We start from the raw sequence: 19779 nt of genomic DNA on the forward strand, positions 1-19779 counted from the left end.
AGTGTGGGCCGAGTCACCGTGCCGGCCCGTCAGGTGTCGCAAAATGACGCACCACTGTCTCAGCGTGACGCACCCCTGCCGGCTGCGGCCTGCCGGCGGTTGGCTTCTGGCCAGGTCGGTCGCACATCGAAGGAAGGCGTGAGATGAATCGTTTGGACGGCAAAGTCGCCATCATCACGGGTGCATCCCGGGGTATCGGCCACGCCATCGCCGAGGCCTTCGCCCGCGAAGGCGCGGTGACCATCGCCACCGGACGGTCAAAGACCGACGAGTCACTCGGCCCGCGATCGGCAGCAATCACATACCGACAACTCGACGTCTCCTGCGAAGACGACTGGGCGTCGGTGGTGACGGAAACCGTTGCCCAGCATGGCCGTATCGATGTCCTGGTCAACAACGCAGGCATCATCGCCTACCAGGGGCTGCACGAGCTCTCGGTCGCCGACTGGGAGCGCGTGGTGGCCACCAACCAGACCGGCACCTGGCTCGGCATGCGAGAGGTCATTCCTCACATGGTCGCTCAGCGCAGCGGGTCGATCATCAACATCTCGTCGATCTGGGGTTCGGCCGCGGTGTCCGGCGCGCACGCCTACCACGCCACCAAGGGTGCGGTGCGCAACATGTCGAAGAGCGCCGCGATCAGCTATGCGAAGCACAATGTTCGGGTCAACTCGCTGCATCCCGGCTTCATCCGTACCCCGCTCACCGACGCCCAGGAGCCCGAGATCAACGAGTACGTCGTCGGGCAGACGCCCATGGGCCGTGCCGGCACGCCTGACGAGATCGCCTACGGTGCAGTGTTTCTGGCGTCCGACGAAGCGAGCTTTGTGACGGGATCGGAATTGGTGATCGACGGCGGATACCTGGCCCAGTAGATCTCAGCCGGAGATGTGGTAGGTCTTCATCTTCCGGTGGATCGTCGCGCGCGATACGCCGAGCAATGCGGCCGCGCGCGACCGATTGCCGTCGGCTTCCTGCAGCGCCCGACGGATGGCCTCCATCTCGGTGCGCTCGATCATCGACCAGGCCCGCCGGCTGCGCAGCGAGTCGGGCAGATCGTCGACGTCGACGGTGCCGCGCGTGCCCGATGCGGCGACCGAATCGACGGCACCACGCAGTTCGGTCAGGTTCGCCGGCCAACTCGCGGCCTCCAGCGCCTGGCGTGCCCCGTCGCTCAACACGAGTCGCAGTCCGGGAAGCCGTTGCGCCACAAAAGCATTCCAGAGCACGCCGATATCGGAGACGCGTTCTCGCAACGGCGGCACCCACACGGCAGGCACGCCGAGCCGCGCGGCCGCGGTCTCGGCATCGCCGGGACTGGCCGCCGTCATGGTGAGCACGATCGGCAGCTGCCCCTGGTGAGTGTCGACCAGCGCACGTACCGCGGCCACCGCCTGCCCGTCGAGGTGTTCGGCGCCGCGGATGACGACCGTGCCGCTCGACTCGGCGGCGCGCACCGCGTCGCCGAGTCGCTGCAGCCAGGCCTGCTCGCCGGCGGTCTGCCGCTCGGCGGCGTGCAGGATCGTCGCGCCGTCGAACCGCGCGCCCGCGACGAACGGCCGGCCCAGCGCCACAGACGTCTTGCCGGTGCCTGTTTCACCGGCCACCAGCACCGCGCGGCGCGCGGCGATCTGCCTGCTGACGTGGTGCGCCACCGCGCGCCACGACTTCGACTGCCCCACCAGGCCGTTCGACAGCGCGGCACCGGATACCGTGACGCGCGGCGCGGGCCGCAGTGCGGCGACCACGCCTGCGCCGCCGTCGAGTGCGGAGACGTCGATCATGGTGGGGCCGACGGAGAGTTCCGCGGTCACGCGGGTGTCGCGCCGGACGCCGGTGCAGAGGTGGTTGATCACGTCGACGTCGGTCTGGGTGAGTTCTCCGGCACGCCTGCTGCGCATCGTGAGGCCGTCCGGGCCTAACGCGACGACCGGGCCGGTGTGGCGGGCGGACGCGTCGAGGAACGCCGCCAGCATGGCCCGCGCGGCCGGCTGCGCGACATCGAGGACGTGCTGCTCGAGTTGGGCGGCAACGGAATTGGTCAACGGCAGCAGCAGACCGCTGCGCTCGCTGATGGCCGTCGACACCGTCACCACGGCCAGCAGCTTGCCCGAGATCGGGTGCCACACCGGCGCGCCCGTGCACAGGGCGGTGCGGTAGAGGTCCGCGAAATGTTCGGCGCCGGATATCTGGATGCTCTTGCCCGAAGCGATCACCGTGCCGACGCCGTTGGTGCCGACGGTGTCCTCGGCGAGCACCGCTCCGCGCACGGTGCCGAGGCGATCGAGCTGGTTCATCGCCGACGCGTCGTGCGACCAGCGCTGCAGAATGCGCCCTTGCGCGTCGGCCAGCAGCAGCCCCATTCCCGAGTCGCCGAGATCCTCGGCCACCCGCGCCATCGGCGCCTGGAACATCTCCAGCAGGTGGTTGTCGAGCAGGTCCTCGTCGACTTGCGGTACCGCGCGGACATTGGCCGGGGCGCCGAGCGCCTGCTTCGACCGCAACCAGGAATCCAGCAGCTCGGCCGGCACGGCACGGCCTGGTTCGGCGGCGGTCAGGAACTGCGCGCGAATGTCCTCGATGCGGGCTGCGTTGCGCCGTGCGGACACCACTACTCCTTGCGTCACGCTGACTCCTGGCGCGACGGCGGGAAGGTCCGCACGGCGCGCGGAGGTGCGATCCGGATCACACACCCTACCGTAATCCGGTCCGCGCGCCCGGCCGGAACTGTCTCAAAAAGAGGCAGTGCCATGATTCTTCGCGCCGGGCTCCTACGTTGACCACCATGACGACCACCCTGGCCAACTCCCCCGACACCGCCACCGTGCGCGGTCACTGCGTACCCACCGGACTGTTCATCGACGGGCATTGGCGCACAACCGATTCAACGTTCGATGTGATCGATCCGGCCACCGCTGAGCCGATCGCGCAGGTGTCCGACGGCGGCGCAGCCGACGCGTTGTCGGCCCTGGACGCCGCGCATGCGGTACGCGCCGCCTGGCGTCAGGTGTCGCCCCGCGACCGCGCCGACCTGTTCGGCGCCACCCACCGGCTGCTGCTCTCCCGCGCGGACATCTTCGCTGAGGTGATGACCGCCGAAAGCGGCAAGCCGCTCGCGGAATCGCGGGCCGAGTTCGCGCTGTCCGCCGAGTTCTTCCTCTGGTACACCGAACAGATCGCGCACCTGCACGGCACGTACGCGCCCGCGTCGCACGGCGGCTACCGCGTCGTGACGTCGCACCAGCCGGTCGGCCCCGCGCTGCTCATCACGCCGTGGAACTTCCCGATGCTGATGATCGCGCGCAAGGCCGGCGCCGCACTGGCCGCCGGCTGCCCGGTGATCGTGAAATCCGCCAAGGAGACACCGCTGACCTGCGCGTTGTTCGTCGAGACGCTGCGCGAAGCCGGGTTCCCCGATGGCGTCGTCAACCTCGTGCACACCACATCCTCGGCGGCGGTGTCAGCCGCACTGATGGCCGACCCGCGGCTGCGCAAGGTCAGCTTCACCGGCTCCACCGGGGTCGGATCCACACTGCTGGCCCAGGCCGCACCCGGGATCGTCAACGCTTCCATGGAACTCGGCGGCGACGGACCGTTCATCGTCCTCGACGACGCGGATGTCGAACTCGCCGCACAACAGGCCGTGGTGTGCAAGTTCCGCAATGCCGGGCAGGCGTGCGTGGCCGCCAACCGCATCATCGTGCACCGGGCTGTGGCCGACGAGTTCACCAAGCGATTCGTCGAACTCACCGAACAGCTCACGGTCGGCAACGGATTCGACGACGGCACCGACGTCGGGCCGATCATCTCCGCGGCGCAACTCGACGGCGTCACCGAGCTGGTGGCCACCCTGCGTGAGCTCGACACCGAGTTGCTGACCGGCGGTGCGGCGTTGCCCGGCACGGGATACTTCTTCGCCCCGACCGTCTTCCGGGTGGCGGGGCGGCCGGCGGAGCTGTGCGACCGCGAACTGTTCGCCCCGGTCGCCACGATCTACGAGGTGGAGTCCACCGCGGCGGCCATCGAGTTCGCCAACGACACCCGCTACGGCCTGGCCTCCTAGGTCTTCACCCGGGACCTGTCGCGCGCCCTGGCCGTCGGGGAACGCCTCGACTTCGGCATGGTCGGCATCAACCGCGGCATCATGGCCGACCCGGCCGCCGCGTTCGGCGGCATCAAGGCGTCCGGCCTGGGCCGCGAAGGCGGCCACGACGCGATCTATGACTACCTCGAACCCAAGTACCTGGCCGTCACCGTGAACGAGGAAGAGGGATTGGCATGAGCGCACCGACGACCACCATCGAGCCGCGGCGCACCGAGAACTCACTCGGGCTCGGGCTGCTGCGCCAGCCCACGACCGTCCTGTTCGGGCCCGGCCAGCGCAGGCAGATCCCGCAACTGGCAGCCGGCATCGCCGAGCGGGTGCTACTGGTGACCGACGCCAGGATGGCCGAGAGTCCCGAATTCGCCGCCCTCGTCGACGGCCTGGCCGAACGGGGCGTGACGACGATGGTCTACGCAGGCACCGAGCCGGATCTGCCGCGCCGCAACGTCGTCGACATCACCGACCGGTTCAGCGCATCAGCCGTCGACGCGATCATCGGCATCGGTGGCGGCTCCTGCATGGATCTGGCGAAGGTGGCGTCCGTCGTGCTCGCCAACGGCGGTGACGTTCGGGACTACTACGGCGAGTTCGTGGTGCCCGGCCCCGGTTGCCCCGTCATCACCGTGCCCACCACCGGCGGCACGGGCGCCGAGGTCACCTGCATCTCGGTGATCTACGACGAGGACAAGGGCATGAAGGTCGGGGTGGCCAGCCCGCATCTGGAGGCGTACGCGGCCGTCATCGATCCCGAGCTGACACTGACCTGCCCGCCCGGCCTGACCGCGGCCGCCGGGGCGGATGCGCTGTCGCATCTCATCGAATCGTTCACCGGACGGGCCAAGAACCCGTCCGCCAACGACCTCGCGACCAAGCTGTACGCCGGCAAGAACCTGCTCGCCGACACCTACGCACGCACCGGCCTGGCACTGCTCAACACGTCACTGCCCGCCGTCGCGGTCCGGCCCGGCGACCTGCAGGCCCGCTCCGACACGCTGTTCGGGGCGTACTGCGCCGGGATGGCGATCAACACGGCGGGCACCGCGGGAGCGCACGCCATCCAGTCGCCGATCGGCAACCTCACCCACACCCCGCACGGATTCGGGATCAGCGCCCTGTTGCCCTACGTGATGCGCTACAACCTGCCCACCCGCGTCGCCGAGTTCGCCGAGATCGGCCGACTCCTCGGGGTCGCGGTGCCGACGGATCCTGAGCTGACCCAAGCACATCGGGCGATCGAGCGGATCGAGGAGATCCTGGCGGCCCTGGGCGCCCCGCTCGACCTGCGGACGCTGGGCCTGCAACCGGGCGATTTCCGGTTCGTCGCCGATCAGGCCATGCTGGCCACCCGGTTGACGGCCAACAATCCGCGGGATCTCACCGCGGATTCGATCGTCGGCATCCTCGAGCGCGGCTACGACGGCGACCGGTCCTGGTGGCAGTGATGCCGGAGCAGTCCCCTCCTGTTGCAGTGCTCGGCGCCGGCTCGATCGGCGTCTCGTTCGCAATCCTGTTCGCCCGCAACGGTTCTCCGGTCACCCTGTACGACCCGGTGGTGTCAGCACACGAGCGCGCCCGAGCGGAGCTGGCGCAGCGCCTCGAGCAGTTGCACGCCTACGGCCAGCTGCCCGACCCGCAGGCGGTGAGCGATTGCGTCCGGTTCACCACCGAGCTGCCCGACGCGCTGTCTGGAGCAGGTTTCGTGCAGGAGTGCGCGCCCGAACGGCTCGAGCTGAAACGGCCCCTGCTCCACGACGCGGCGTCGCACACCGCCGACGACGTGCCGATCGCCAGCTCGAGTTCGGCGATTGTGCCCGGCGAACTCGTCAAGGACATGCCAGCCGGGCTGGCCGAACGGGTCCTGGTCGGCCACCCGGGCAACCCGCCGGCCCTGTTGCCGGTGATCGAAGTGGTGCCATCGACCGTCACGGCGCCCGCGGTCACCGACCGGGCCATGTCCATGTACCGGTCGGCGGGCCTGCGACCGGTGCTGGTGCGGCGGGAAGTCGAGGGGTTCATCTTCAACCGGTTGCAGGGCGCCCTGCTACGCGAGGCCTACTGCCTGCTGCGCGACGGCGTCGCCGACGTCGACGACATCGACGAGGTGGTCCGCAGCGGGCTGGGCCGCCGCTGGAGCGTCATCGGCCCATTCGAGACTGCGGACCTCAACACACGCGGCGGGCTGCAGTCGCATGCCGAGAAGTTGGGACCCGCCTACGCACGCATGGGTGCCGAACGCGGACAACACGATCCGTGGACCGCAGACCTGGTGGCCGAAGCCACCGCGCAGCGCCGCCGGCTGCTGCCACTGGCGGACTGGGACGCCCGGGTCCGATGGCGCGACGAACAGCTGATGCGGCTGCAACCGATCTGGGATGACGCCTAAGCGCGGACCAGCTCGAACAGCGGGATCACCCGGCTGGTCTTGGACTGGTATTCAGCGAATGCCGGTGCCAGCTCGGTCAGCTTCGGGTACGTCGCGTTGCGCTCGCCGACGGGCAGCTCACGCGCGGTGGCATCGTAGGTCTCGCCGCCGACCTCGATGCGCACCTGCGGATTGGCCCGCAGGTTGTGCACCCACGCCGGATCTTTGGGCGCGCCCGCATACGAACCGACGATGAGCATCTTGCCCTCGACGGTGACGTAGGCCAGCGGGGCCAGCCGCGGCTTGCCGGACTTGGCACCCGTGGTGTGCAGCAACAGCAAGTTGCCACCCTCGAACTGTCCACCGACCTTGCCGCCATTGGCGCGGAATTCCTCGACCACGCCACGGTTGAACGCATCGAGCGCGGCCTGGTCGCTGAACAGCTTCTCCTGGTCTATTTCGGTCATGCCTTTTCCAGCTTCTCCGGCTTGGCGTCTATTCCGGATTCCTTACGCTGCTGCTCGGTGATGGGTGCCGGCGCGTCGGTCAGGGGGTCTACGCCACCGCCCGACTTCGGGAAGGCGATGACCTCGCGGATCGAGTCGACACCCGCGAGCAGCGCGGTGACACGGTCCCAGCCGAAGGCGATGCCGCCGTGCGGAGGTGCACCGAAGGCGAACGCGTCCAACAGGAATCCGAACTGCTCCTGAGCTTCGTCGTGGCTGATTCCCATCATCGCGAACACCCGCTCCTGCAGGTCGCGGCGATGGATACGGATCGACCCGCCGCCGATCTCGTTGCCGTTGCAGACGATGTCGTAGGCGTCGGACAACGCGTTGCCGGGGTCGGTGTCGAAGGTGCCCTCCGACTCGGGCTTCGGCGCGGTGAAGGCATGGTGCACCGCGGTCCAGGCGCCCGACCCCACCGCGACGTCACCGGAAGCCGTGGCCTCGTCGACCGACTCGAACATCGGGAAGTCCACCACCCAGGTGAATGCCCACGCGTTCGGGTCGATGAGGTCGAGCCGCTTGGCGATCTCGATGCGGGTGGCACCGAGCAGGGCCCGGGCGCCCTTGGCCGGACCCGCGGCGAAGAAGATGCAGTCACCCGGCTTGGCGCCGACGTGCGCGGACAGCCCGTCACGTTCGGCGTCGGTGAGGTTCTTGACCACCGGGCCACCGAGCGTGCCATCTTCGCCCACCAGCACGTACGCCAGCCCCTTGTGCCCTCGCTGCTTGGCGAACTCCTGCCAGCCGTCGAGCGTGCGGCGCGGCTGCGACGCCCCGCCGGGCATGACGACGGCGCCGACATACGGCGCCTGGAACACCCGGAACGTGGTGTCCTTGAAGTACTCGGTGCACTCGACGAGTTCCACACCGAACCGCAGGTCGGGCTTGTCGGAGCCGAACCGGCGCATCGCCTCGGCATAGCTGATCCGCGGCAGTGGCAGCGGCAGGTCGTAGCCGATCGTCGCCCAGACGGCCCGCAGCACCTCTTCGGCGATCGCGATGACGTCGTCGGCCTCGACGAAGCTGAGCTCCATGTCGAGCTGGGTGAACTCGGGCTGCCGGTCGGCACGGAAATCCTCGTCGCGGTAGCAGCGCGCGATCTGGTAGTACCGCTCCATCCCGGCGACCATGAGCAGCTGTTTGAACAGCTGAGGGCTCTGCGGCAACGCGTAGAACGAGCCGGGCTGCAGGCGCGCGGGCACCAGGAAGTCGCGGGCGCCCTCCGGCGTCGACCGCGTCAGCGTCGGGGTCTCGATCTCCACGAAGTCGTGGTCGGCCAGCACGGCGCGCGCGGCAGCATTGACCTTCGAGCGCAAGCGAATTGCATTGCCCGGGCCCTCACGACGCAGGTCCAGGTAGCGGTAACGCAACCGGGCTTCCTCACCGGCGGTCTCGTCGAGCTGGAAGGGCAGCGGTGCGCTCTCCCCCAGCACCGTCAACGACGTGGCGTTGACCTCGATCTGGCCGGTCGGGATCTCGGCGTTCTCGTTGCCCTCCGGGCGGACCTCGACGACCCCGGTCACGGCGACGCAGAACTCGGCACGTAGCCGGTGCGCGGCGGCCAGCACGTCACCCTCACGGAACACCACCTGCGACACACCGGACGCGTCGCGCAGGTCGATGAAGATGACGCCGCCGTGGTCACGACGACGCGCCACCCAACCCGCCAACGTCACCGTCTGACCGGCATCGGTGGCCCGCAACGAACCGGCGGCATGACTGCGCAGCACAAATACTCCTCATTAAGACGGGTGGGACGAGTGACCAGTCTAGAGAGTGGGTCGGCACCGGTAACTTGGCGATCGTGAACTCCCCCATCGCGGTCGTCGGACCCGGTGCCATCGGCTCGGCCGTAGCGGCATATCTGCACGCCGGCGGGAACCGGGTCGAGGTGTACGGACGAACCCCGCGCGAGTCGATCGAGGTGCGCCCGGACGACGGCGAGCCGATCATCGTGCCGGGTCCGGTGCGCACCGATCCGGACGCTGTCGAAGGGCCTGCCGCGGTGGTGTTCCTCGCGGTCAAGGACACGCAGAACGCCGCGGCCGCGACGTGGCTGGCCCGGCTGTGCGGCGCCGACACCGTGGTGTGCGCACTGCAGAACGGCGTCGAGCAGGTCGAGCGGGTCGGCCGATACTGCCCGGCCGGCACCGTGGTGCCCGCGGCGATCTGGATCTCCGCCGAGACGATGCCGCAGGGCTGGGTGCGGCTGCGCAATCCGCTACGCCTCGTGCTGCCCGACAATGCCGCCGCCCGTGCGGTCGCCGAGCTGTTCGCGCCCGACACTGTGGAGTTGGATCCCGACTTCCTCAGGGCGGCGTGGCGCAAGCTGCTGGTCAATGCCGTCGTCGGACTGATGGTCCTGTCCGGCCGACGCTCGGGGATGTTCCGGCGCGACGACGTCGCCGCCCTGGCCCGCGGGTACCTGGCCGAATGCCTCGCCGTCGCCCGGGCCGAGGGGGCGACGCTGGGCGACTCCGTGATCGACGAGATCGTCGACATGCTCGCGCGGTCTCCGGAGGACCTGACCACGTCGATGCTGACCGACCGCGAAGCCGGCAGGCCGTTGGAGTGGGACATCCGCAATGGCGTGATCCGGCGCAAGGGCGCCACCCACGGACTGCCCACTCCGATCAGTGACGTGGTGGTGCCGCTGCTGGCCGCGGCCGGCGACGGGCCGGGCTGACCGATCAGTAGACACCTTGCCCTAGGGTGTCTACCCATGGCCCGTACCTACGACTGCGAGCGCGTCGACCTGGACTTCATCGACTCCGCGCCGTTCCGCTTCGTCAGCACGGTCGACCTGGCGATCACGCCCGAGCAGCTCTTCGAGGTGCTCGCCGACGAGACATCCTGGCCGCACTGGGCGACGGTGATCACCAACGTCGAGTGGACCAGCCCCGAGCCCCGCGGCGTCGGCACCACCCGTACCGTGTCGATGCGCGGCCACATCACCGGCCACGAGGAGTTCCTCGCGTGGGAACCGTTCTCCCACATGGCGTTCCGCTTCAACACAACCACCTCCGATGCGATCTCGGCGTTCGCGGAGGACTACCGCGTGGTCGAAACCGCCGACGGCGCTCACCTGACCTGGGTGATGGCGATGAAGCCCAGCGGCATCGCCGGACGGCTCGGGATGACTTTGGGGCGGCCCGTCATGGCCTGGTTGTTCCAGCGGTTCCTGCACAATCTGCGGCGCTACACCGACAAGCGGTTCGCCGGCTAGTACAGGCCTTCCCACGCCATACGTCTGACCGTGTCGGGGTCAGAGACCGTCTCGTCGCGCGTCGAGCGGATCACCCGGGTCAACCGGCGGGCGGTGTCGTACCGCGGCCAGTCCTGGAAAATTCGGTCCTCCTCGCGTGCGGGGCGTTCCGCCGTCGCGAAATCCAGCCACGTGCGCTGCATGCGCCGGCCCACCGACGGCTGCACCCGGCGGCCCAGCGGGTGCAGTTTGCGACCCAGGTACGAGCTGTAACTGTGCTGGATGTGGACGATCTCGCTGCCGTGGGTCGCGCCGAGCCCCAGCACTTTCAGAGTCCAGGTGGTGTGGTCGAACCGGTAGGCGTGAGTGGGCGCGTGAGCGCTGTAGGCATCGGCGAATGCCCACGTCGGGGCGCCGAACATGACGTCGGAGCCGATCGCGATCAACGCCCTGCGGCGCGGGAACTCCGGGTAGGCAGCCAGTACCCGGGCTTCCGCGTCGGGATCGGTGCGCGCGAAAAAGGCATGGATGCCCGCCCGGGTGGTCGGCAGCATCGGCGGCTTGCCCCAGGCGAACATCGAGGCCTCATGGCTGTTGGTGCCGATGATCAACGGCACCTGGCCCACCGCGCCGGTCCGGGCAGCCTCGATGGGATGCGCAGGGAGCAGATCGACGCCGTAGGTCAGCCCGTAGGCCAACGTCGGTGTGCGCTGCGCACTTTCCAGCTGCAACTGCCCGGCTGCGCGACGCAACTGCCGCTGCGGCAAGGTCTTGACCACTTCGGCGCCGACGCCCAATGCGGCGAGGAACCGCCGCGCCTGCCGAGCGCGAGTATCGCGGTCGGCGATGAGCGGCAGCGCCGGGCTCTGCGCGATCGCGCGGGCGAACAGTCCTGCCGAGGCCGGGCTGGCCAGCAGCGCCAGTACCGAGGTGGCACCGGCAGATTCGCCGAACACCGTGACCCGCTCTGGGTCGCCGCCGAATGCGGCGATGTTGTCGCGCACCCAGCGCAGCGCCGCCAGCTGGTCACGCAGACACAGGTTGTCGTCGAAGCCGGGGCCCAGGTCGCTGAGCTCGAAACCGCCGAACACCCCGAGCCGGTAGGTGACGTTGACCACCACCACATTGCCGTTGGCGGCCAGCCGCGACCCGTTGTAGAGCTGCAATTGACCCGCGCCGTACACGAACGCGCCACCGGGAATCCACACCATCACCGGCAGCGAACCCGTCGTGTCGGGCGACCACACGGTGACGGTCAGGCAGGCTTCGTCGCGGATCTTGGGATCGTCGCGACCGCCACCGACGAACGACCGGCCTTGCGGCGGCAACGGCCCGTGCTCGATGGCATCGCGCACACCGGTCCATGGGGACAGTGGTTGCGGGGCCAGAAACCGGCGCTGCCCGATGGGTTGCTGGGCGTAGTCGACACCTCGCCACACCCCGACACCGCCCTCGACGGTGCCACGGAGCCGCCCCAGCGAGGTGTGGGCGATGGTCGGATGTTCCGCGACGACGGACACGTCTGAATCCTAGTGTGGCAAGCTGGACACGCTGTCGAGTACGACCTACCGGCGAATTGCGATGGAGCGACGCGATGACCTTCAACGAGGGTATGCAGATCGACACGAGCACCACATCGACCGGCGGCGGAGGCCGTGGTCCCGGTCGTGGACTGGCCATCGGAGGTGGTCTCGGAGGCTTGCTGGTGGTCGTGGTGGCCATGTTCCTCGGCATCGATCCCGGCACCATCCTGCCGCAGCAACAGCAAATCGACACCGGCGGCGCCCAGACGCAAGGCATCGATCTGAGCCACTGCAAGACCGGCGCCGACGCCAACAAGTACGTGGAGTGCCGCGTCGTGGCAACCGGGAACTCGGTCGACGGCGTGTGGTCGCAACTGCTGCAGGGCTACACGCGCCCGCACATGAAGCTGTTCACCAATCAGGTGAACACCGGCTGCGGACCTGCGACCACCGAGGTCGGGCCGTTCTACTGCCCTGCCGACAAGACCGCCTACTTCGACACCGGCTTCTTCCAGGTGCTGGTCGACCAATTCGGTTCCAGCGGCGGACCATTGGCGCAGGAATACGTGGTGGCCCACGAGTATGGGCACCACGTGCAAGACCTGCTGGGTGTGCTGGGCCGGGCCCAGCGGGACCCGGAGGGCGCGACCGGCGCAGGCGTGCGCACGGAACTGCAGGCCGACTGCTACGCCGGGGTATGGGCGCACTACGCGTCGATCACCAAACAGGAGAGCACCGGGGTGCCGTACCTGGAACCGTTGAGCGACAAGGACATCGCCGATGCACTGTCGGCGGCCCAGTCGGTCGGTGACGACCGCATCCAGAAGGCGGCGACGGGCCGGGTCAACCCCGAAACGTGGACGCACGGATCGTCCGCACAGCGGCAGAAGTGGTTCACCGTGGGCTATCAGACCGGTGACCCCAAGAAGTGCGACACGTTCGCTGCGGCCAACCTTGGTTAGGGCACAGAGCGCGGCAGACGCTGTCGCGGAACGTTACCTGCAGACCTACGCACAGTTGGATCCCTGTGCGGCAACCGAACTGGGCATCAAGAGCTCGGACGCCGAGTACGACGCCGAGATCACCGACTACTCCCCCGACGGCGTCGCCGCCCGCGCCGACGCTGCCCGTGCCACGCTGCGCGAGCTCGCCGGCATCACCCCCGTCGACGATGTCGACGCGGTGACCGTCGCGGCGTTGACCGAACGGCTCGGTGTGATCGTCGAACTGAACGACGCCGGGTTGGATGTAGGCGAGCTGAACGTGATCGCCTCACCCCTGCAGTCGATGCGCGATGTGTTCGACCTCATGGCCACCGACACCGAAGACGATTGGGCAGTCATCTCGCGGCGCCTGTCGCAGGTTCCCGACCGCGCCGACGGGTACGCCCGCGCCCTGCGGACCGCGGCGGCCAACGGGCACGCTCCGGCCGGCCGCCAGATCACCCGAGGTATCGAACAAGCGGCACGGATCGGCCAGTTGTTCGTCGGCATGGCGGCCCGGGCACCTCTGGAAAACCCTGTGCTGCACCAGGAGTTGCAGGACGGGGCCGAAGCCGCCGCCGCGGCGTACCTCCGGCTGGCCGCGACCCTGCGTGACGACATGGCTCCGCATGCCCGTCCGCAGGATGCCTGTGGCCGTGACGCCTACCGGCTGTTCTCACGGTCGTTCCTCGGCGCGGAGGTCGACCTCGACGAAACCTACGCCTGGGGTATCGAGCTGCTGGAAGCGGTTGTGGCCGAACAGGTGTCGATCGCGCAGGAACTCTATCCAGGAGCCACGGTCGCCGAGACGTTGCACCGCCTCGATGACGAACCGCGCTACGTACTGACCGGAACCGATGCGCTGCAGGCCTGGATGCAGGAGCTCTCCGACCGTGCGGTGGATGCGCTTGCGGGAACGCATTTCGACATCGCCGAACCGCTGCGCCGCCTGGAGTGCCGCATCGCACCGACCCAGACCGGCGGCATCTATTACACGGGCCCGTCGGAAGATTTCAGCCGCCCGGGCCGCATGTGGTGGTCGGTGCCGCCCGGTGTCGAGCGGTTCCACACCTGGCAGGAGACCACCACTGTTTTCCACGAGGGTGTTCCCGGGCATCATTTGCAGATCGGCCGTGCCGTGGCGTTGGCCGACCAGCTCAACCGGTGGCGGCGGCTGGGCTGCTGGGTGTCCGGGCACGGCGAGGGCTGGGCGCTGTACGCCGAGCGGCTGATGGCCGAGCTTGGTTGGCTCGACGACCCCGGCAACCGCATGGGCATGCTTGACGCACAACGGTTCCGGGCTGCCCGCGTCGTCATCGACATCGGTGTGCACTGTGGCCTGCCCGCACCCGACGGCGCGGTCTGGGATGCCGAGCGGGCCTGGAATTTCCTCACCTCACACTCGGCCATGGCCCCGGAGAATCTGCAGTTCGAACTCGACCGGTACCTGGGCTGGCCCGGTCAGGCGCCGTCGTACGCGATCGGTCAACGGATCTGGCAGCAGCTGCGCGACGAGGCACTGCGAGCCGGCTCGTCGCTCAAGCAGTTCCACAGCCGCGCCCTGGATCTCGGCGGCCTGCCGCTCGACGTGCTCCGATCGGCGCTCTCGACATGACCGGGCCGATCGAGCCCGACAGCAAGGACTGGACCTGGGTGCTCACCCGGCCGTGCCCGGAGTGCGGGTTCGACGCCTCCGGCGTGCCACACACCGAGGTGGCCGGGCGCATCCGCGCCGACGCCGCGGCCTGGGTGGCCCGCCTACAACAGCCCGGGGTCGCCACCAGGAGCCGACCCGACCGATGGTCGACGCTGGAATACGGCTGTCACGTACGCGACGTGCACCGCATCTTCGCCCACCGCGTCGAACTCATGCTCACCGAAGACGATCCGCAGTTTCCCAACTGGGATCAGGACGCCACCGCCGTCGCCGACGACTACGCGTCCCAGGATCCGGGGCGCGTGGCCGGCGAGCTGTTCGACGCGGCCGGCGTGGTGGCCGACCTGTATGACCGGGTGCCCGACGGGTCCTGGTCGCGGCGCGGCGTGCGCAGCAACGGCAGCACATTCACCGTCTCCACGATCGCGCTGTATCACCTGCACGACATCGTGCATCACGCCCACGACGTAACCCATTGACCACTTTGAACACATATCGTTAATGTGTTCAAATGCCCGGAGCAGACCGGACGGTGTCGTCCACGCTGCTGAAAGCCACCGCTGACACGCTACGGCGTTACGGCCCACGGCAATTCAGCCTCACCGCGGTAGCGGAGGCAGCCGGCGTGTCCCGCGGTACCGTGCATAACGCGCTCGGCAGCCGCGACAACGCCATCAAAGTGGCGCTCGACCACCTGGCGTCGGCGTTCATCGAGACCATGGCCGCCGCCCTCGATCGCGAGGAATCCCTGACAGATCAGGTCGCCGCCGCGGCGGCACTCATCTGCGCGCACCGGCAGCAGTCCGACTCCGTCGCCACCCTCGGCTTCAACGAGAGCATCCTCGTCCTGCTGCTGCGCAACACCGGCGACGACCTCATGCGGCGCTCCATCGAGCTGTGGAAACCCCGGATCCGCGCGGCCCAGCAGCGCGGCGAAGTCGGCGCCGACATCGCACCGGCGCGCGCCGGCGAATGGATCGTTCGGTTGCTCCTCAGTTTCGAACTGCTCCCGCAGATCGGGGTCAACCTCGACAGCCCCCGCGCCGTGAAGCGTTTCGTGTCCGACCACGTCGTCGTCGGACTGACCGGAAGGCAGCCATGAGCCGTTCGCCGTTAGCTCCTCGCGTGGGCGCACCAGACTACGAGGTCGCGATCATCGGCGCGGGCCCCGGTGGCATCGCCGCGGCACACCTGCTGCGCCAGAAGGGCATTCACGACTTCGTCATCATCGAGCGCGGCGACGACTTCGGCGGTACCTGGCGCGACAACCACTATCCCGGCCTCGCCGTCGACATCCCGACACTGTGGTATCAGCTCTCGTTCGCCCCGAACCCGCACTGGAGCAGGTTCTTCGCGCCGGGGCCGGAGATCTACCGCTATCTGCGGGACACCGCCACCGAGCTCGGTCTCTACGAGCACCTGCACGCCCGCGCCGAGGTGATCCGGCAGCAGTGGGATGACGAGCGTGGATTGTGGCACTTGCAGATCCGCGACCGTCCGCCCGTCACGGCGCGCTTCGTGATCAGCTCCGTCGGCGGCTACGTCAACGCCAAGGACACCGTCGGCATCACCGGGGTCGACGATTTCGCCGGCACCATTCTGCGGCCGAACGCCTGGGACGACGCATACGACACCCGCGGCAAGCGCATCGCGGTGATCGGGACGGGTTCGTCCGGTGTGCAGATCACCGGCGCACTGTCCGCCGAAGCGGCCAATCTCGATGTCTATCAGCGCACCCCGGCCTGGGTGTTGCCGAAGATCGACTTCACGATCACGCCGTGGATGCGTCGGTTGTTCCGAGTGCCCGGGGTGGTTCCGGCGGCGAACGCGGCCGGACGGCTCGCGATGGACGTCTTGATGGTGGCGCCCATCGTGCACGTGTTCTCCCGGCTGCCCGACACGGTGCTGCGCCGCCTGATGCCGCTCTACGACGGCTGGTCGCGGCTGCTCTACCGGTTGCTGTTGCGGGCCGTCGTGGACGATCCCGCCACCCGGCGAAAACTGGTGCCACGCTATGGCATCCTGGCCAAGCGGCCGGTGATCTCCAGTGCATTCCTGCCTGCGCTGAACAATCCGACCACTCATCTGATCACCACGCCGATCGACCGGATCACCGCCACCGGCGTCCGCACCGTCGACGGCGTCGACCACCCGGCCGACCTGCTGGTGCTGGCCACCGGCTATGAACTGTGGATCGACCCGGAGACCTACCGGACGGGCACTGTCCTGGGCGCATGCGGCTTCGACCTGGCCCAGTACTACCGGGCGCACGGTCTGCACAGTTACGCCGGGACGGCGCATCCGCGGCTGCCCAACCGCTGGGAGATCGTCGGCCCGCTGGGCTTCGTCGGATTCGCCTGGCCCGACTACGTGGAGACGATGGCAGCACATGCCGTGCGGATCATCGACGAGACACGCCACCGGGGCGCGCAGATCGTCACCGTCAGCCCGGACGCGTTCAACCGGTGGAACGCCCGGATGAATCGTCACGGCCGGGTCGCCCACCTCTACTACACCGCCGCCTCCGGCTTGCACACCTACTTCGTCAACTCGCAGCACGAAACCCCGTACTACCGCCCGCAGACCATCATCGGGTCCCGCCAATTCGCGCGGCACTCGCCGCTGTCCGACTACCAGTTCACCAATGTCCACGCCGCGATATCCGAGGAGCAACCGGCATGACCGATACATCTCTGGCCAGTCGGGTCGCCTACGTCACGGGAGCCGCACGCGGGCAAGGGCGTTCGCACTGTGTGCGGCTGGCCCGTGCCGGAGCCGACATCGTCGCGCTCGACGCCTGCGCACCGGTGGCCGAGGCCAACGGTTATGCCCCGGCCACGTCCGACGACCTCGCCGAAACCGTCGCGCTCGTCGAAGCTGAAGGTCGCAAGGTGCTGGCTCGTGAGGTCGACGTGCGCGATGCCGATGGTCAGCGCCGGTTGGTGGCCGACGCGGTCGAGCAGTTCGGCCGGCTCGACATCGTGGTCGCCAACGCGGGTGTGCTCAATTGGGGCCGGCTGTGGGAGATCTCGGCCCAACAGTGGCAGGACACCCTCGACATCAACCTCACCGGGGTGTTCAACACCGTGCAGGCCGTCGTGCCCGCGATGATCGCGGCGGGTAACGGCGGATCGATCATCACCGTGAGCTCGGCGGCCGGGGTCAAGGCCGTGCCCGGCTGCGCCCACTACTGTGCCAGCAAGTTCGGCGTCGTCGGCCTCACCAACGCGTTGGCAGTCGAGTTGGGCGAGTTCGGCATTCGGGTGAACTCCATCCACCCGTACGGCACCGACACGCCGATGGGCAACGACGTGTCGATGTATCAACTGCTGCAGGACCACCCGCAGTACATCCACAGCTTCTCCCCCGGTGCGCTGCCGACGGAGTCCCTCATCGCACCCGACGACATATCCGACATCGTGGTGTGGCTCGCCGGCGATGCGTCGTCGTTGCTCACCGCAGCCCAGATCCCCGCGGAGAAGGGCTATCTGAAGATCTGATCCCCTACCGAGTCCCCTGCCGGGCCATTCCCGCGAGCAGACACTCGGGTCCGCGACACGCCGCGTTTCCGGTACCGCCACGTCTGCTCGCGCAAGGGAACTCGCGGCAGGCGTTACAGCCGGGAGTGGGCGGCGATGGTGGTGTCGGTGGTCCGCAGCGGGCGGATCATGCCGTCCTGGCTGAACGACGCGATGAGTTCCCCCTCTTCGGTGTGCACGGTCCCACGCACGTAGGACATGCCGGTGCCTACCTGCGTGCTCTCGTGGCTGTAGAGCAGCCAGCCAGCCCAGCGGACGGGTTCGTGGAAGCTCACGGTGACAGTCATGGGCGCGGTCGACACCGTGAGGTGCGCCTGCGCCGTACCGATCCCTGCATGGGCTCGCATTGTCGTCGAAATGCCGAGGTGGCCGGTGAAATACGCGATCAGGGCCTTGGCCAGGTCATCGCGGGTCGGAATCGGGTCATACCGCAGCCAGGCGTAGAGCTCGGGCGGCCCGACCTCGTCCGGGCTGTTGACGTCGACGACGTCGACCAGACGCAGCTCCCGGCCTGCCATCGGCATGTGCGACGCATTCGCCTCCGCCGGCGCCGTGACCGCGGGCCTGGGCAGGTGATGGCGGATGACATCAGCCGACGGCACATCGGCGAAGGCCGTGAAGGTGATGCAGCGCTTGCCGTTCTGCGATGCGGTGACCACAGCGGTCGCGGTGGAGCGCCCCTCGCTGATGACGTCGATGTCGAGGTCGACTGCGGGCCCAGCCAGCACGGCGCGGGCGAACACGGCGTGCACCGACCGCACCGACTTGTCCGGAAACCGCTTGGCGACAGCGACGATGGCGGCCGCCAGGATCTGCGTGCCCTCCACCACCTGACGCTCGTCGGCGCCCGCGATCCCGGTCTGGGCGACGAAGCGATTTTCGCCGACCAGCTCGGCGTCGAACAGGTCGAGCAACATCTGCACGGTCCACTGGGCGGTCTCGGTTGTCACGGTCGTCCCTCTCTGATCACGGTCTCGGCGAATTCGGAAAGCGTCTGCGGCGCAGCGAAATCGCTGAACCATACGTAGAAGCGCTCGATGCCCTGGGCGGCCAGACCTGCGAAGTGGTCGGTGAGCTCACTGGCATCTCCACACACCAGGCCCGACCCCAGGTGGCCGAACAACCGGGTGCTGCGCTCGGTGATCGCCTGCCGGTCAGCGCCTCGGCCTGCGAAACCGACCATCTGCTGCAGCGACGCCCGCGCGGAGCCTACGGTCGGCAGCAGTGCGGGCAGCCGGTCGAGTTGGTGCGAGGGGATGTTCCACCAGTCTGCGTGCGCGCGCACGAGTTCCATCGTGCGACGGCCGGTTCCGCCCAGCAGCAACGGAATTGGCTGCGACGGCCGAGGTAGGGCGGCATCCTCGCCGTCACCCCAGTACATGCCGAGCAGCTCCAGCGTGCGGCCGAGTCGACGTACGCGCGCGCCCGCGTCGTCACCGTCGTCGATCCCGAATCGGGTGAACTCCTGCGGCCAGGAGCCCGAGCCCAGGCCGAGTTCGAACCTGCCGTCGCAGGCCGCCGACAGCGTGACCGCCTGCTTCGCCAGCACCGCCGGATGCCGGAAGGCATCACACAGCACCAAGTGCCCGATCCGCAGGCGTTCGGTGTGCGCCGCCACCCAGGTCGCGACGGTCATGGCCTCCCAGATGTCCTGGTGCGTCGCACCGGGAGCCTCCAGGTGGTCGATGAAGGCGATGCCGTCGAACCCGACGGCATCGGCCACGCGAGCGCGTTCCACGATGTCGGGAATGCCCAGCCGCACCTGGGGCAGGAACAGAAACCACTCGGTCATTGCTGCCACACAGTAATCTCAACCCCGCCTATCGCCTCTACAAAATCGGTAATGTCATTCTCGTCAGTGCAGCATGATCGAGCCGATCCCGCAATGACCGCACT

General features: G+C 68.4%; 17 protein-coding genes and 1 pseudogene. 12 read left to right on the plus strand and 6 right to left on the minus strand.

What is annotated here, in order from left to right; all coding sequences use genetic code 11:
* Positions 1–143 precede the first annotated feature (143 nt).
* Positions 144–875: an SDR family NAD(P)-dependent oxidoreductase gene (locus BST13_RS15115; protein ID WP_083164842.1), complete on the plus strand. Its 732-nt coding sequence runs from the start codon at positions 144–146 to the stop codon at positions 873–875.
* 3 nt (positions 876–878) lie between these two features.
* Here BST13_RS15115 and BST13_RS15120 read toward each other — a convergent pair whose 3' ends face one another.
* Positions 879–2627 carry a sigma-54-dependent Fis family transcriptional regulator gene (locus tag BST13_RS15120; protein ID WP_245839640.1) on the minus strand — a complete coding sequence of 583 codons (1749 nt, stop codon included), beginning with the start codon at positions 2625–2627 and terminating at the stop codon, positions 879–881.
* Positions 2628–2785: 158 nt separating this feature from the next.
* On the opposite strand from BST13_RS15120, the pseudogene BST13_RS15125 reads away from it, so the two are divergent.
* From BST13_RS15125 to BST13_RS15135, 3 genes and pseudogenes are all read left to right on the plus strand, one after another.
* A pseudogene (locus BST13_RS15125) lies at positions 2786–4282 on the plus strand (NAD-dependent succinate-semialdehyde dehydrogenase).
* A complete protein-coding gene (locus tag BST13_RS15130; RefSeq protein ID WP_083164843.1) occupies positions 4279–5547 on the plus strand; it encodes an iron-containing alcohol dehydrogenase in 1269 nt (422 codons plus the stop codon). Before BST13_RS15125 ends, BST13_RS15130 begins: the two are co-directional and overlap by 4 nt.
* Positions 5547–6488: a 3-hydroxyacyl-CoA dehydrogenase gene (locus tag BST13_RS15135; protein WP_095533559.1), complete on the plus strand. Its 942-nt coding sequence runs from the start codon at positions 5547–5549 to the stop codon at positions 6486–6488. The genes BST13_RS15130 and BST13_RS15135 overlap by 1 nt, the downstream gene beginning before the upstream one ends.
* Here BST13_RS15135 and BST13_RS15140 read toward each other — a convergent pair.
* Together BST13_RS15140 and aspS are read right to left on the minus strand one after the other, a co-directional pair.
* Positions 6485–6934 (minus strand): nitroreductase family deazaflavin-dependent oxidoreductase, encoded by a 450-nt coding sequence (locus tag BST13_RS15140; RefSeq protein WP_083164845.1) that lies wholly within the window; start codon positions 6932–6934, stop codon positions 6485–6487. The two genes, BST13_RS15135 and BST13_RS15140, sit on opposite strands and share 4 nt — an antisense overlap.
* Complete coding sequence (aspS, locus tag BST13_RS15145; RefSeq protein WP_083164846.1) at positions 6931–8706, minus strand: aspartate--tRNA ligase; 1776 nt, start codon at positions 8704–8706, stop codon at positions 6931–6933. The genes BST13_RS15140 and aspS overlap by 4 nt, the downstream gene beginning before the upstream one ends.
* A gap of 74 nt (positions 8707–8780) precedes the next feature.
* On the opposite strand from aspS, the gene BST13_RS15150 reads away from it, so the two are divergent.
* Positions 8781–9662, plus strand: a complete 882-nt coding sequence (locus tag BST13_RS15150; protein ID WP_083164904.1) for an oxidoreductase — start codon at positions 8781–8783, stop codon at positions 9660–9662.
* A gap of 36 nt (positions 9663–9698) precedes the next feature.
* On the plus strand, positions 9699–10202 hold the full coding sequence (locus tag BST13_RS15155) for an SRPBCC family protein (protein ID WP_083164847.1): 504 nt from the start codon (positions 9699–9701) through the stop codon (positions 10200–10202).
* Here BST13_RS15155 and BST13_RS15160 read toward each other — a convergent pair.
* Positions 10199–11701, minus strand: coding sequence for a carboxylesterase/lipase family protein (locus tag BST13_RS15160; RefSeq protein ID WP_083164848.1), 1503 nt, complete (start codon positions 11699–11701; stop codon positions 10199–10201). The two genes, BST13_RS15155 and BST13_RS15160, sit on opposite strands and share 4 nt — an antisense overlap.
* A 74-nt stretch (positions 11702–11775) precedes the next feature.
* Here BST13_RS15160 and ypfJ point away from each other — a divergent pair, with 74 nt between their 5' ends.
* From ypfJ to BST13_RS15190, 6 genes are read left to right on the plus strand one after another with little or no spacing between them, the layout of a single operon-like run.
* Positions 11776–12666, plus strand: a complete 891-nt coding sequence (gene ypfJ / locus BST13_RS15165; RefSeq protein WP_083164849.1) for a KPN_02809 family neutral zinc metallopeptidase — start codon at positions 11776–11778, stop codon at positions 12664–12666.
* Complete coding sequence (locus tag BST13_RS15170; protein ID WP_083164850.1) at positions 12659–14302, plus strand: DUF885 domain-containing protein; 1644 nt, start codon at positions 12659–12661, stop codon at positions 14300–14302. Before ypfJ ends, BST13_RS15170 begins: the two co-directional genes overlap by 8 nt.
* Positions 14299–14823: a DinB family protein gene (locus tag BST13_RS15175; RefSeq protein WP_083164851.1), complete on the plus strand. Its 525-nt coding sequence runs from the start codon at positions 14299–14301 to the stop codon at positions 14821–14823. The genes BST13_RS15170 and BST13_RS15175 overlap by 4 nt, the downstream gene beginning before the upstream one ends.
* Positions 14824–14855: 32 nt before the next feature.
* Positions 14856–15446, plus strand: coding sequence for a TetR/AcrR family transcriptional regulator (locus tag BST13_RS15180; protein ID WP_083164852.1), 591 nt, complete (start codon positions 14856–14858; stop codon positions 15444–15446).
* Positions 15447–15469: 23 nt separating this feature from the next.
* Positions 15470–17026 carry a flavin-containing monooxygenase gene (locus tag BST13_RS15185; protein WP_095533560.1) on the plus strand — a complete coding sequence of 519 codons (1557 nt, stop codon included), beginning with the start codon at positions 15470–15472 and terminating at the stop codon, positions 17024–17026.
* Entirely contained in the window at positions 17023–17844 is an 822-nt protein-coding gene (locus BST13_RS15190; protein WP_083164854.1) for a mycofactocin-coupled SDR family oxidoreductase, read from the plus strand. Before BST13_RS15185 ends, BST13_RS15190 begins: the two co-directional genes overlap by 4 nt.
* A 113-nt stretch (positions 17845–17957) precedes the next feature.
* On the opposite strand, the gene BST13_RS15195 is transcribed toward BST13_RS15190, so the two are convergent.
* On the minus strand, positions 17958–18800 hold the full coding sequence (locus BST13_RS15195; RefSeq protein ID WP_211296097.1) for an acyl-CoA thioesterase: 843 nt from the start codon (positions 18798–18800) through the stop codon (positions 17958–17960).
* Between the two features lie 29 nt (positions 18801–18829).
* Positions 18830–19675 carry an LLM class flavin-dependent oxidoreductase gene (locus tag BST13_RS15200; RefSeq protein ID WP_083164856.1) on the minus strand — a complete coding sequence of 282 codons (846 nt, stop codon included), beginning with the start codon at positions 19673–19675 and terminating at the stop codon, positions 18830–18832.
* Positions 19676–19779 lie beyond the last annotated feature (104 nt).

The sequence above is a fragment of the Mycobacterium aquaticum genome (assembly GCF_002086485.1).
Taxonomy (GTDB): Bacteria; Actinomycetota; Actinomycetes; order Mycobacteriales; family Mycobacteriaceae; genus Mycobacterium; species Mycobacterium aquaticum.

Excerpts from the sequence above, each read along its gene's own strand:
- BST13_RS15190 (WP_083164854.1), top strand. The coding sequence starts at position 17,023 with ATGACCGATACATCTCTGGCCAGTCGGGTCGCCTACGTCACGGGAGCC.
- BST13_RS15195 (WP_211296097.1), bottom strand. The coding sequence starts at position 18,800 with ATGTTGCTCGACCTGTTCGACGCCGAGCTGGTCGGCGAAAATCGCTTC.
- BST13_RS15155 (WP_083164847.1), top strand. The coding sequence starts at position 9,699 with ATGGCCCGTACCTACGACTGCGAGCGCGTCGACCTGGACTTCATCGAC.
- ypfJ (WP_083164849.1), top strand. The coding sequence starts at position 11,776 with ATGACCTTCAACGAGGGTATGCAGATCGACACGAGCACCACATCGACC.
- BST13_RS15130 (WP_083164843.1), top strand. The coding sequence starts at position 4,279 with ATGAGCGCACCGACGACCACCATCGAGCCGCGGCGCACCGAGAACTCA.
- BST13_RS15140 (WP_083164845.1), bottom strand. The coding sequence starts at position 6,934 with ATGACCGAAATAGACCAGGAGAAGCTGTTCAGCGACCAGGCCGCGCTC.
- BST13_RS15135 (WP_095533559.1), top strand. The coding sequence starts at position 5,547 with ATGCCGGAGCAGTCCCCTCCTGTTGCAGTGCTCGGCGCCGGCTCGATC.
- BST13_RS15200 (WP_083164856.1), bottom strand. The coding sequence starts at position 19,675 with ATGACCGAGTGGTTTCTGTTCCTGCCCCAGGTGCGGCTGGGCATTCCC.
- BST13_RS15115 (WP_083164842.1), top strand. The coding sequence starts at position 144 with ATGAATCGTTTGGACGGCAAAGTCGCCATCATCACGGGTGCATCCCGG.
- BST13_RS15175 (WP_083164851.1), top strand. The coding sequence starts at position 14,299 with ATGACCGGGCCGATCGAGCCCGACAGCAAGGACTGGACCTGGGTGCTC.
- BST13_RS15180 (WP_083164852.1), top strand. The coding sequence starts at position 14,856 with ATGCCCGGAGCAGACCGGACGGTGTCGTCCACGCTGCTGAAAGCCACC.